This window comes from Kerstersia sp. (assembly GCF_052103615.1).
In the GTDB taxonomy this organism is placed as follows: domain Bacteria; phylum Pseudomonadota; class Gammaproteobacteria; order Burkholderiales; family Burkholderiaceae_B; genus Kerstersia.
The window spans coordinates 18,242-31,040 of sequence record NZ_JBQEKA010000036.1 but is presented as its reverse complement, the minus strand read 5'-3'; the positions used below and the strand labels follow the sequence as shown (position 1 = coordinate 31,040).

Sequence of the window (12,799 nt, the reverse complement as noted above, 5' to 3'; positions counted from 1 at the left end):
AATCCGTGCGTGAACTCCTGCAATAAAGCGAGCAACGATCATGATTTTTTCCTCTCCTATTCCCTCCTGGCTGCGCCGTATTCCCATGACCCTGGCCTCGCTGGCCCTTGTCTCTCTGATGGCGGCCTGCGGCGGCGGCAGTGACAGCGATAACGGCACGGGCGGCGACGGCGGTGATACCGAAACGCCGACTCATCCCACCGACCCGGAAACGCCGCGCCCCGACCTGCGCTGCGCCCCCTGAACGCATTGCCACCGCTAGATAACGATCACCATGGCAAAACACACCGCCCCCGCTTCTGCCCCCAAGCGGCATTTCCTGCGCAGCGCCCTCTACGGCGCTGGCGGCAGCGTCGCCCTGGCCGCCTTCCCGCCGGCCATCCGCAAGGCCCTGGCCATTCCGGCCAACAACCGCACCGGCACCATCAATGACGTCGAACACGTCGTCATTCTGATGCAGGAAAACCGCTCTTTCGATAACTACTTCGGCACCCTTCCCGGCGTGCGCGGCTTCGCCGACCGCATCACCATTCCGCTGCCAGACGGCCGCAGTGTCTGGGAACAGTCCAACGGTAACCGCATCGTCCTGCCTTATCACCTGAACAGCGAACAGGGCAACGCGCAGCGCGTCAGCGGCACGCCGCATAACTACCCTGACGCCCAGAAGGCCTGGGACAGCGGCCGTATGGATCAATGGCCGCGCCACAAGACCAACACCTCCATGGGCTATTTCCAGGAGCAAGAAGTCGCCTTCCAGGTCGCGCTGGCCGATGCCTTCACCCTTTGTGACGCCTACCATTGCTCCACGCATGGCGGCACGAATACCAACCGCCTGTTCCTGTGGACCGGCACCAACGATCCGCAGGGCACGCACGGCGGCCCCTCGACCCAGAACCAGGATGACGCGCTGGGCGCCTCCGGCAGCGGCTGGACCTGGACCACTTACCCGGAACGCCTGCAGGAAGCTGGCGTCACCTGGAAGGTGTACCAGAACCTGCCTGACAATTTCACCGACAACTCCCTGGCAGGCTTCCGCCAGTACCGCCGCGCCAACGAGCAGCATGGCAATCGCAGTGACGGCAGCCCGTACCCGGCCTGGGAACCCGCCTTCGACGCGGGCAACCCGCTCTACAAGGGCGTGGCCAATACCATGCCGGACGGCGGCTTTCTGCAGGCGCTGCGCGACGACGTCGCCAGCGGCACCCTGCCCCAGGTGTCATGGATCGTCGCCCCCGCCACCTATTCCGAACACCCCGGCCCCTCCAGCCCGATCCAGGGCGCCTGGTATATCTCGGAAGTCCTGGACGCGCTGACGGCCAACCCGGACATCTGGAGCAAGACCGTGCTCCTGATCAACTTTGATGAAAACGACGGTTTCTTCGACCACCTGCCGCCGCCCGCCGCCCCCTCGCTGGACGCGGACGGCCAATTGATCGGTGACACCACGGTGGATTCCACGCTGGATCATCACCTGGTGCCCTCGCGCCAGGATGGCCAGGATGGCAAGGTGTACGGCCCGGGCCCGCGCGTGCCCATGTATATCGTGTCCCCCTGGAGCCGGGGCGGCTGGGTCAACTCACAGGCTTTCGACCACACCTCGGTGCTGCGCTTTCTGGAAGCCCGCTTCGGTGTCGCCGAAACCAATATCAGCCCCTGGCGCCGCGCCGTGCTGGGCGACCTGACCAGTTGCTTCGATTTTTCCACCCCCAACCATGGCCCGCTGCCGGAACTGGTGAAACTGGAAAAGCAGGCGGTTGATCAGTTGCGCGCCACCCAGGACCGTCTGTCCCAGGTTCCGGTGCCCAGCGTCAACAACCAGTCGCTGCCCGTGCAGCCGCTCGCCATTCGTCCGTCACGCGCGCTGCCTTATGAAATGCACACCAGCGCCCGCGCCGATGTCTCTGCCGGCGGCCTCTGGCTGATGTTCTCCAATACCGGCACCCAGGCCGGGGTGTTCCATGTGTATGACAAAAAACACCTGGACCGCGTCCCGCGCCGCTATACCGTGGAACCGGGCAAACAGCTCAACGGTTTCTGGAATGCCGCCGAACAGGATAACGGCACCTATGACCTCTGGGTGCTGGGGCCCAACGGCTACCACCGTCATTTCCAGGGCGATGTGAATGCCCTGGCCTTGCCGGACGCCGTTAACCCGGAAATCCGGGTGTGCTACGACATCGCCAACGGCAATGTCTATCTGCAGGCGCTCAATCGCGGCAAGACCGATTTCCGCGCCCATATCCAGGCCAATGCCTACTTTACCGGCGCGGGCTGGGAGATGGAGGTCGGCGCCCTCAGCCTGGCGGAGCAGCACTGGGATCTCTCGGACTGTGGCCACTGGTATGACTTCACCGTCACCATCGACGGCCTGCCCGGCTGGTCGCGGCGCTTTGCCGGCCGCGTCGAAACCGGCAGGGATTCCATCAGCGACCCGGCCATGGGCCAGGCCTGAGCACGCCAGTACACACGCTTAATCCACGTATTACGTATTCGTCCCCTACCGCCGCCGCCCGACAGGCACCCGTCCATTCGGACGGCGGCGGCTTTGCAGGCAGCCACCCGCCCCCTCAGGCCGGATCTGGCCGCCTGCTTTTTTTATGCCCGAACACAACAAAAACCTTGATTAGGCGATCAGGTTTTTTACCTTAGCCGTCATGCCTGCTTCACCCGTGGCACCGACCATATGGCCAGGAACATTTTTGCCTTCACTCCAGCCATTTCTCACCACACAATGACGAACGAAGCACACCCGGGTTTTTCCCGCGATAAACGCAGCTTTCTGCGCAGCACCCTGTACGGCGCAGGCGGCAGCGCCGCCCTGGCCTCTTTTCCGCCGGCCATCCGCAAGGCCTTGGCCATTCCGGCCAACAACCGCACCGGCACCATTCGCGACGTGGAACACGTCGTGATCCTGATGCAGGAAAACCGTTCTTTCGACCACTACTTTGGCACCCTGCCGGGCGTGCGCGGCTTTGCCGACCGTTTCACGATTCCCCTGCCCGATGGCCGCAGCGTCTGGGAACAGTCCAATGGCAAGCGCATCGTCATGCCCTATCACCTGGATAGCGAAAAAGGCAATGCCCAGCGCGTGCTGGGCACGCCGCACGACTATCCGGATGCCCAGAAAGCCTGGGACAGCGGCCGCATGACGCAATGGCCCGCAGAAAAAACCGACCGCTCCATGGGCTATTACCAGGAACAGGAAGTCGCCTTCCAGGCGGCCCTGGCCGATGCCTTCACGCTCTGCGACGCCTATCACTGCGCCTTGCACGGCGGCACCAATACCAACCGCCTGTTCCACTGGAGCGGCACCAACGACCCCTTTGGGCTGGGCAATGGCCCGTCCACCCGCAACCGCTTCGACTCTCTGGATTCGCCCCGCAGCGGCTGGACCTGGACGACCTACCCGGAACGCCTGCAGGAAGCCGGCGTCACCTGGAAGCTTTACCAGAACCTGCCGGACAACTTCACCGACAACCCGCTGGCCGGCTTTCAGCAATACCGTCAGGCCAATAAAAATCACGGCAATCTCAGCGGCGGTTTGCCCTATCCAGCCTGGCAGCCCGCCTTCGATGCGGGCAACCCGCTCTACAAAGGTGTAGCCAACACCATGCCGGACGGCGGCTTCCTGCAGGCGCTGCGCGATGATATCGCCAGCGGCATGCTGCCCCAGGTGTCGTGGATCGTTGCCCCCGCGTTCTATTCCGAACATCCGCTGCCTTCCAGTCCGATCCAGGGCGCCTGGTATATCTCGGAAGTCCTGGACGCGCTGACGGCCAACCCGGACATCTGGAGCAAAACGGTGCTCCTGATCAACTTTGACGAAAACGACGGTTTCTTCGACCACCTGCCGCCGCCCGCCGCCCCCTCGCTGAACCCGGACGGCAGCGTCGCAGGCGATTCCACCGAAGACACGGCAGCCGAGTACCACCGCGTGGCATCCGCTCATGACAAGCCCGATGGCAAGGTGTACGGCCCGGGCCCGCGCGTGCCCATGTACGTCGTGTCCCCCTGGAGCCGGGGCGGCTGGGTCAACTCCCAGGCTTTCGACCACACCTCGGTGCTGCGCTTTCTGGAAGCCCGCTTCGGTGTCGCCGAAACCAATATCAGCCCCTGGCGCCGCGCCGTGCTGGGCGACCTGAGCAGCTGTTTCGACTTCGGCAATCCCAATACCGGACCATTGCCGGAACTGATCAAGCTGGAAAAAGAAGCCGTGGACCGCATCCGCTTATCTCAAGGCCTGAAGCTGCCAGTCCCCGTGCCGGCGGCGGGCAATCAACTGCCCCCCAGCCAGGCCCTGGCCATCCGCCCCTCCCGCGCCCTGCCCTATGAAATGCACACCAGCGCGCGGGTAGAAGCCTCAACAGGCGGCATCTGGCTCCTGTTCTCCAATACCGGCAGCCAGGCGGGCGTCTTCCATGTCTATGACAAGCTGCACCTGGACCGCGTCCCGCGCCGCTATACCGTGGGCGCAGGCAAACAGCTCAACGGCTTCTGGAATACGGTCGATCTGGACAACGGGCGTTACGATCTCTGGGTGCTCGGCCCCAATGGCTTTCATCGCCACTTCCGCGGCAACACCAACCAGGAAATGCTGCCCGGCGTGCCTGCCCCGGAAAGCCGGGTCTGCTATGACATTGCCCAGGGTGATATCTACCTGGAATTGCTCAACCGCGGCACGCAAACCTATCGCGCTACCATCCGCGCCAATGCCTACCTGGGCGACGAAGCCTTGCGTGAAGTCGATGTCATGCCCGGAAATACGCCCGCCTCCCTGCACTGGGATCTTTCAACCAGCGGCCACTGGTATGACTTCACCGTGACGGTTGCGGAACTGGAGGGCTGGGCGCGGCGCTTCGCCGGTCGGGTCGAAACCGGCAAGGACGCCATCAGCGACCCGGCCATGGGCAGCGCGCTGTAATCTCAGGAAGCGGAGACTCTGGCGGCCGGTGCGCCGGGCTCCGTTTCCACCGCCGGAACATCCTGCAGCAAATCGGCGGCTGGCGCCGCCGGGGCAACGGCGGCAGCCGCCACCGCCGCCGCCGCGGCTTCCGCTTCGGCCTGAACCTGCGCCCGCCGGCTTTCCACCATGGTGCGCCAGGCCGACAGCAAACCGGCCGCAATAATACCGATCATGCCGGCCCAGGCCATCGCGTCTGGCGTGTCATGCCATAGCGCCATGCCAGTCAAGGCCGAGAAAATAATCGTGGTGTACTGCAAGGCAGCCGTCAAGAGCGCGGCGCCGGAACCGAACGCCCGCGTCATCGCCAGTTGCCCGACCAAACCGCTGGTGCCCACTCCCAGCAGCATCAGCCAGCCTTTCCAATCCGTGTCGCCCCAGCCGGTGATGCCCAGGCCGATTCCGCTGCTCAAACACACGCCACAGGAAAAGAACAGGACAGTACGCCACTCGGACTCACCCTCCCGGCCCAGCTTCCTGATTTGCAGCATGGCAATGGCAGCCAGCGCGCCAGAGACCAGCCCGGCTCCGGCCGCCACCAATTGTTGCGGGCCGATGCTGGGACGCAATACCGCCAGCACCCCCACAAACCCCAACATGACAGCCAGCATGCGCAACCAGTCACGGCTCTTGCCATCGGTCGCCATCAGGAAGACGGCGATGAACAGCGGCGCGGTATAGCTCAGGCTGGTTGCCGTGGCCAGGGGCAATTGCGACAGCGCATAAAACCCCAGCCACATCGACGTGACCCCGGCGAGATTGCGCAGGATGTGCGGCTTCCAGCGTTTGGGCGCGATACTGTAATGATGAACGTTGGCCCAGACCAGCAGAAAGACCACCGACGGCAGGCCCCGCAAGAGCACGACCTGTGCCAGCGATGCGCCCTGTTCCGAGGACAGTTTGACGAATGCCCCCATCAGGGCAAACATGGCCGAGGCCAGCAGCATCCACAAGGCCTGCATATTGCGGAAAAATCCAGAAAAATGAGGGGCTGCCGCCCCAAAAATACGCGATGGCGCCATTGCAAAATGGCATAACGGCCCTACTATACTCTTGCTCCGTGCCATGCGTGAAGCAAACGGGGAAACAGGATCCAGTCCACTGGACCCCCAGGCGCAATCACGGAACACATCCAGCCGTAACGGGTCCAACGCGGGAACCCGTCCGACTCATGCAAAACAGAAAACATGCCATGAAACGAATCGCTCTCTTCCTCCTGACCAACCTGGCGGTCATCGTCGTGCTCAGCATTACCTTGCGCTTGCTGGGCGTAGATCGCTACATGACGCAGCAAGGCCTGGATTTCGGCGCGCTGCTGGTCTTCTCGCTGGTCGTCGGTTTTACCGGCGCCATCATTTCGCTGCTCATCAGCAAGCCCATGGCCAAGTTCAGCACGGGCGCGCGCGTTATCAATCCGCAAGCCCCCGCCAACGGCCGTGAAGCCTGGCTGGTCGAAACCGTGCATCAGCTGGCGGACCGCGCCGGTATCGGCCGCCCTGAAGTCGCCATCTACGAAGGCGCCCCCAATGCTTTTGCAACCGGCGCTTTTCGCAATAACTCCCTGGTGGCCGTTTCCACTGGCTTGCTGCAAAGCATGACGGAAGAAGAAGTCGCCGCCGTGCTGGCGCACGAAGTCGCACACATTGCCAATGGCGACATGGTGACGCTGACCCTGATCCAGGGCGTGGTCAATACCTTTGTGGTGTTCTTCGCCCGCATCGTCGCCTACTTCGTGGACCGCGTGCTGCTGAAAAATGACCGCGAAGGCGGCGGCATCGGTTACTTCGTCACCACCATCGCCTGTGAGATCCTGTTCGGCATCCTGGCCTCCATCATCGTGGCCTGGTTCTCGCGCCAGCGTGAATTCCGCGCCGACGCCGGTTCCGCCCGCCTGCTGGGCGGCCGTGACCCGATGATTCGCGCCCTGCGCCGCCTGGGCGGCGTCGAGGCAGGCGAACTGCCGAAGAACTTCGAAGCCTCGGGCATTACCGGCGGCAAAGGCATCGCCGCCCTCTTCGCGACTCACCCGCCTATCCCCGAACGCATTCAGGCCCTGCAGCAAGTCAGCCAGTTCTAAGGCCTCTGACAACCAAGACCATCGAGGCCATGCCGCCCAAGACCTGGCAATTCACCGCCAGGCGCAGCCCTCCAGCGGGCGGCCCGTCCGGCAAAAAAACCGGCGTTCCTGAACAGGACGCCGGTTTTTTCATGCCTTGTCACCGCACCTCATCCGCAAGCGCCGCCCACCCGGCGGCGCCCTGGCCTGACAGACTCAGTGCGCATGCTCCCAGTCCTCTCCGGTGCCAACTTCCGCCACCAAGGGAACAGCCAGACTGGCCACATCGCACATCAGGACAGGCAGTTGCTTGCGCACTCGTTCCAGCTCCGCTTCCGGGACTTCCAGCACCAATTCATCATGCACCTGCATGATGAGCAGACTGGCCAGTTTTTCCTGATCCAGCCAATCCTGCACCGCCACCATGGCTTTCTTGATCAGATCGGCAGCCGTGCCTTGCATGGGCGCATTGATCGCCGCGCGCTCGGCCGCCTGGCGGCGCGGGCCGGAACCGCCACGGATTTCCGGCAGCCACAGCCTGCGCCCGAAAACCGTTTCCACATAACCCAGTTCGCGCGCCTGTTGACGGATGTCGTCCATGTAGCGCGCCACGCCGGGGTAACGGTGGAAGTAGCGGTCGATATACGATTGCGCGGCATCACGCGTAATCCCCAGATTACCGGCCAGGCCAAACGCGCTCATGCCATAGATCAGGCCGAAATTAATCGCTTTGGCTGCCCGCCGCTGTTCAGCCGACACCTCGCCCAAAGGCACGCCGAACACTTCCGACGCCGTCGCCCGGTGAATATCCTTGCCATCGGCAAATGCCTGCTGCAAATTGGTATCACCCGAGATATGCGCCATGACACGCAATTCAATCTGCGAATAGTCGGCCGACACAATCACGCGCCCGGCCGGGGCGATAAAGGCGCGCCGCACCCGGCGTCCGGCTTCGGTGCGTACCGGGATGTTCTGCAAATTGGGATCGGAGGACGCCAGCCTGCCGGTAATGACAGCCGCCTGCGCATAATTGGTATGCACTCGCCCCGTGGCCGCGTTGATCATGCGCGGCAGCTTGTCGGTATAGGTTGACTTCAGTTTGGCCAGGCCGCGGTACTCGAGCAATACCTGCGGCAGGGGGTAGTCCTGGGCCAGTTTGCTCAGCACTTCCTCATCGGTGGAGGGCGCTCCCCCTGCGGTTTTGCGAATGACCGGCAATTGCATGCGGCCAAACAAGATTTCCCCTAGCTGCTTGGGCGAATTGAGATTGAAGGGCTGCCCTGCAATCTCATAGGCACGCTGCTCCAGCGACACCAGTTGCTGGCCGATTTCATGGCTCTGGCGCCCCAATTCCTGGGCATCTATCAAGACCCCATTGCGCTCCACCTGCCACAGTACATGGAACACCAGCATTTCCAGCTCGTAAGTGGCCAGCAGCCCCGCCTCCTCCCGCACCTTCGGATACAGCGCCTCATGCAGCGCAAACGTGAAATCCGCGTCCTCGCTGGCATAGTGGGCCGCCTGTTCCAGCGGCACTTCATCAAAACCGATCTGCTTGGCCCCCTTGCCGCACAAGTCTTCATAGGCCACACCCGAACGGCCCAGCCAGCGCTGCGCCAATTCGTTCATGCCGACGCTGCGATGCGACTCCAGCGCATAGGCCTGCAGCATGGTGTCGTGTTTGACGCCCAGCAAGCGCACGCCTTCATTGGCCAGGACATGGGTGTCGTATTTGGCGTGATGCAGCAGCTTGGCCTTCGCCGGGTTTTCCAGCCAGGGCCGCAAGGCTTCCAGCACCTGCGCCAACGGCAATTGCTCAGGCTGATCCGGCCCGCGATGCGCCACAGGGATATAGCAAGCCTGCCCCGGGCGCACGGCCAATGACAAGCCGACCAACCGGGCCTGCATGGCATCCAGCGATGTCGTTTCCGTATCCAGCGCCACCAGCTCGGCCTGATTGATGCGCTCCACCCAGGCCTGTAGCTGCTCGGGCGTTGTGACCGTTTCATAGTCGGCCTCCACGGCCGGCTGTTCCGCCGTGTCGGCTGCGATGCGGCTATCGCCTTCGGGAATACGTTCCTGGTCGCCGGTCAGGTCGCGCAGCCAGGTGCGAAAGCCGTAACGGTTATACAGATCCACCAGTTTTGCCGTATCGGGCTGGCGCATCTTCAGCGCATCCAGGCTGGCGATCGCCGGATCCAGCTCGCAATCCGTCTTGACCGTCAACAGTTCACGCGTCATACCGAATTGCCCGATGGCCTGGCGCAGATTCTCGCCCGCCACCCCTTTGATCTCTGCCGCCGCCGCCACCAGGCCAGCGATATCGCCATAGGCATCCAGCCATTTCACGGCGGTTTTTGGCCCGACCTTGGTCACCCCCGGCACATTGTCCACGGTATCGCCGATCAGCATCAGGTAGTCCACGATGTGATCCGGATCTACGCCGAATTTCTGTTTGACGGCATCGGGGCTCAGCACTTCGCCGCTCATGGTGTTCACCAGCGTGACCTGCGGCGTCACCAATTGCGCGAGATCCTTGTCACCGGTTGAAACCACTACCTGCATGCCAGCCTGTTCAGCTTGCAGCGCCAGCGTGCCTATCACATCGTCAGCCTCGACCCCGCCTATGGTCAATACCGGCCAGCCCAGCGCCCGCACCGATTCATGAATGGCTTCAATCTGCGCGGCGAGGTCTTCGGGCATCGAAGGACGCTGAGCTTTGTACTCAGGATACAAATCGTCGCGGAAAGTTTTTCCTTTCGCATCGAAGATACAAGCCGCATAATCCGCTTGATAATCCTGGGTCAGCCGCCGCAGCATATTGATCACCCCATACAATGCCCCTGTGGGCTCGCCCTGGGCATTGCGCAGATCCGGCATGGCGTGATAAGCGCGGTAGAGATAGCTCGATCCATCGACCAGCAACAAGGTTTTATTCATGACCACTCAAAGAAAACAGACGGCAACGCCGGTCGGCCGGCAAACACCCGGCATTATGTCAGAGATAGAAACAGCCGCTGACGCGCTGGCTCATGTCGGCCCTGCCGTCAGCATTTTCGGCAGCGCGCGCATTCAGCGCGACTCCCCTTACTATGCCATGGCCGAGGATATCAGCCGCCGCCTGGCACAGGCAGGCTTTGCCATTATCGCCGGCGGCGGCCCCGGCATCATGGAGGCAGCCAATAAAGGCGCCATCGAAGCCAAGGGCACCAGCATCGGCCTGAATATTGTGCTGCCGCACGAGCAACATCACAATGGTTATCAGACCATCGCCCTGACTTTCGAGTACTTCAACTCGCGCAAGGCCACCTTCTTCATGCACAGCGCGGCGTATATCACGCTGCCCGGCGGCTTCGGCACGCTGGATGAACTGTTCGAAGCCCTGACCCTGATTCAGACCAACAAGATCCCCAAGGGGCCGATTGTGCTGATGGGAACGGAATACTGGGCGGGCATGATCGACTGGATACGCACCAAAATGGTAGAGACCGGCACGATCCGCCAGGAAGAAGCCGACCTGCTGTTCCTGGCCGACGACCCCGAACAAGTCGTCAAGCACGTCACCGAGTGCTGCAACTGCCTGCCGTCCAGCGTCGATTACGCGCCTACCCTGCCAACCTGATCGCCAGCCGCTGCGCGCAGGCTCCCGAACCAGACCGCCGATGCTCTGTGAGGCACCGGCGGTCTGACCCAGGGCTTACTCTCGTGTCAGGAAACCGCCACTCTGGTGTTTCCACAGACGAGCATAAATCCCGTCGGTTTCCAGCAGGGCCGCATGCGAGCCCATTTCCGCAATACGCCCCCGTTCCAGCACGATCAGCCTATCCATTGCCGCAATGGTTGAGAGGCGGTGGGCAATGGCAATCACCGTTTTACCTTCCATCAGCGTATCCAGGCTGGACTGAATCGCCTGCTCCACTTCGGAATCCAGCGCGCTGGTCGCTTCATCAAGCAGCAGGATGGGCGCATTTTTCAGCATGACCCGGGCAATGGCGATACGCTGGCGCTGGCCTCCCGAGAGTTTCACGCCCCGCTCGCCCACCTGCACGTCATAACCGCTACGGCCATGCGCATCGCGCAAAGTCATGATGAAGTCATGCGCCTCGGCCTGGCGGGCCGCGGCAATCATCTCCTCATCGCTGGCATTGGGCCGCCCATAGAGAATGTTTTCGCGGATACTCCGGTGCAGCAAAGAGGTGTCCTGCGTCACCATGCCTATCTGCGCACGCAGGCTTTCCTGGGTCACGCTGGCAATATCCTGGCCGTCGATCAGGATTTTGCCAGCGCTCACATCATGGAAACGCAGCAGCAAATTGACCAGCGTGGACTTGCCCGCCCCGGAACGTCCCACCAAACCGATTTTCTCGCCAGGGCGGATATCCAGGCTAAGGTTGTCGAGCACGAGGCGCCCCGAATAAGGCGCGCTGCCCTCGGCTTTGCCCGGCGTGTGATCATGCTTGGCATCGTAAGCGAACGAGACGCCCTCCACTTGCACCCTGCCCGGGCCGATGCGCAGCGGCTCGGCCTTGCCTGCGTCACGGATGCTGTGCTCGCGGGCGATGGTATTCAAACCATCCTGCACCGTTCCCAGATGCTCGAACAGCGCCGCGACTTCCCACAGAATCCAGTGCGACAAACCGATCAGGCGCAATGCCATCGCAGTCGCCGCGGCGACCGCGCCAGGGCCGACCTGCCCCTGTATCCACAGCCACAGCGCCATGCCAGCCGTGGACAGAATCAACAGCACCATCAGGCTGTGATTGACGATTTCAAAACCGCTGATCAGGCGCATCTGGCGATAGACTGTTCCCAGGAATTCGCCCATGGCGGAACGGGCATACCCCGCTTCACGGCCGGCATGGGAAAACAGTTTGACCGTCGCGATATTGGTATAGGCGTCAGTGATCCGCCCCGACATCAGCGAGCGCGCGCTTGCCTGCGCCGACGCCGTCCGCGCCAAGCGTGGCACAAACCAGATGACACAGCTGATATACAAAACCGCCCAAATGCCGAATGGCAGCAGCAACACTACGTCAAAACCGCCAATCACATAGGCCATGGTGGTCGCGGTGATCAGCATGAACACCAGCACATCGCCAATGATGATGCAGATATCGCGGACTGCCAGCGCCGTCTGCATGACCTTGGCCGACACCCTGCCAGCGAACTCATCCTGGAAAAAGGACAGGCTCTGATCCAGCAGCCAGCGGTGAAAACGCCAGCGCAGCATCATCGGGAAATTCCCCGCCAGCACCTGGTGCTTGATCAGCGTCTGCAAGGCGATCAGCAAAATACTGCCGACGATCACCGCTGCCAGCAGCAGCAAGGTATTGCCTTCATCGGCCCACAGGCGGTCGGGCTGCACCTTGGCGATCCAATCCACCAGATTGCCCAGCATGGCGTACAAGGCGGCTTCAAAGGCACCGCACAGCGCCGTGAACAGCACCATCAACAGCAGCCAGCCGCGCGCGCCTGCCGTGCAGGCCCAAATGAACGGCATCAGGCCTGTCGGCAATGGCTGGCCGCTGGCCTGCGTGGCGGCAGATTCGGCCGCATCAAAAGGCGGCAGCTTTTTCTCGAACCATCGAAACATAAAACCCCGTTGGAAGAAGCGCCTCTGCCCGGACCAGCCATCAGCCATGCCGATAGCTTGCCCCAGGACAGCCCTGGCGCCGGTAAAAACCCTGCCTATCGCAGGGGCTGGCACAGAAAACAAAACCGGGCGCCTTCAGGGCGCCCGGTTTCGGAAATACAGTTTGATGGCGCGCTCGCGCGCGCCATCA

General features: G+C 62.3%; 7 protein-coding genes and 1 pseudogene. 5 read left to right on the top strand and 3 right to left on the bottom strand.

The features are described from left to right. Window positions 1-40: 40 nt before the first annotated feature. From ACTJGZ_RS09495 to ACTJGZ_RS09485, 3 genes are all read left to right on the top strand, one after another. Window positions 41-244, top strand: a complete 204-nt coding sequence (locus ACTJGZ_RS09495; protein WP_441662684.1) for a hypothetical protein — start codon at window positions 41-43, stop codon at window positions 242-244. Window positions 245-274: 30 nt separating this feature from the next. Further along, the gene (locus ACTJGZ_RS09490; protein ID WP_441662683.1) at window positions 275-2,452 is read left to right on the top strand and encodes a phosphocholine-specific phospholipase C; all 2,178 of its coding nucleotides are present in this window, start codon (window positions 275-277) and stop codon (window positions 2,450-2,452) included. A gap of 279 nt (window positions 2,453-2,731) precedes the next feature. Further along, complete coding sequence (locus ACTJGZ_RS09485) at window positions 2,732-4,921, top strand: phosphocholine-specific phospholipase C (protein ID WP_441662682.1); 2,190 nt, start codon at window positions 2,732-2,734, stop codon at window positions 4,919-4,921. 167 nt (window positions 4,922-5,088) lie between these two features. Here the strand turns inward: ACTJGZ_RS09485 and ACTJGZ_RS09480 are convergent. After that, a pseudogene (locus ACTJGZ_RS09480) lies at window positions 5,089-5,922 on the bottom strand (DMT family transporter); the annotation flags it as partial. Window positions 5,923-6,152: 230 nt separating this feature from the next. Here ACTJGZ_RS09480 and htpX point away from each other — a divergent pair. Then, on the top strand, window positions 6,153-7,037 hold the full coding sequence (gene htpX / locus ACTJGZ_RS09475; RefSeq protein ID WP_441662681.1) for a protease HtpX: 885 nt from the start codon (window positions 6,153-6,155) through the stop codon (window positions 7,035-7,037). 195 nt (window positions 7,038-7,232) lie between these two features. On the opposite strand, the gene polA is transcribed toward htpX, so the two are convergent. Beyond that, on the bottom strand, window positions 7,233-9,956 hold the full coding sequence (gene polA / locus ACTJGZ_RS09470) for a DNA polymerase I (protein WP_441662680.1): 2,724 nt from the start codon (window positions 9,954-9,956) through the stop codon (window positions 7,233-7,235). Between the two features lie 55 nt (window positions 9,957-10,011). Here polA and ACTJGZ_RS09465 point away from each other — a divergent pair, with 55 nt between their 5' ends. Beyond that, the gene (locus ACTJGZ_RS09465) at window positions 10,012-10,638 is read left to right on the top strand and encodes a TIGR00730 family Rossman fold protein (protein WP_441662685.1); all 627 of its coding nucleotides are present in this window, start codon (window positions 10,012-10,014) and stop codon (window positions 10,636-10,638) included. A gap of 75 nt (window positions 10,639-10,713) precedes the next feature. On the opposite strand, the gene ACTJGZ_RS09460 is transcribed toward ACTJGZ_RS09465, so the two are convergent. Continuing rightward, window positions 10,714-12,609: an ABC transporter ATP-binding protein gene (locus ACTJGZ_RS09460; protein ID WP_441662679.1), complete on the bottom strand. Its 1,896-nt coding sequence runs from the start codon at window positions 12,607-12,609 to the stop codon at window positions 10,714-10,716. Window positions 12,610-12,799: the final 190 nt, after the last annotated feature.

Excerpts from the sequence above, each read along its gene's own strand:
- ACTJGZ_RS09465 (WP_441662685.1), top strand. The coding sequence starts at position 10,012 with ATGTCAGAGATAGAAACAGCCGCTGACGCGCTGGCTCATGTCGGCCCT.
- htpX (WP_441662681.1), top strand. The coding sequence starts at position 6,153 with ATGAAACGAATCGCTCTCTTCCTCCTGACCAACCTGGCGGTCATCGTC.
- ACTJGZ_RS09490 (WP_441662683.1), top strand. The coding sequence starts at position 275 with ATGGCAAAACACACCGCCCCCGCTTCTGCCCCCAAGCGGCATTTCCTG.
- ACTJGZ_RS09485 (WP_441662682.1), top strand. The coding sequence starts at position 2,732 with ATGACGAACGAAGCACACCCGGGTTTTTCCCGCGATAAACGCAGCTTT.
- ACTJGZ_RS09495 (WP_441662684.1), top strand. The coding sequence starts at position 41 with ATGATTTTTTCCTCTCCTATTCCCTCCTGGCTGCGCCGTATTCCCATG.
- polA (WP_441662680.1), bottom strand. The coding sequence starts at position 9,956 with ATGAATAAAACCTTGTTGCTGGTCGATGGATCGAGCTATCTCTACCGC.
- ACTJGZ_RS09460 (WP_441662679.1), bottom strand. The coding sequence starts at position 12,609 with ATGTTTCGATGGTTCGAGAAAAAGCTGCCGCCTTTTGATGCGGCCGAA.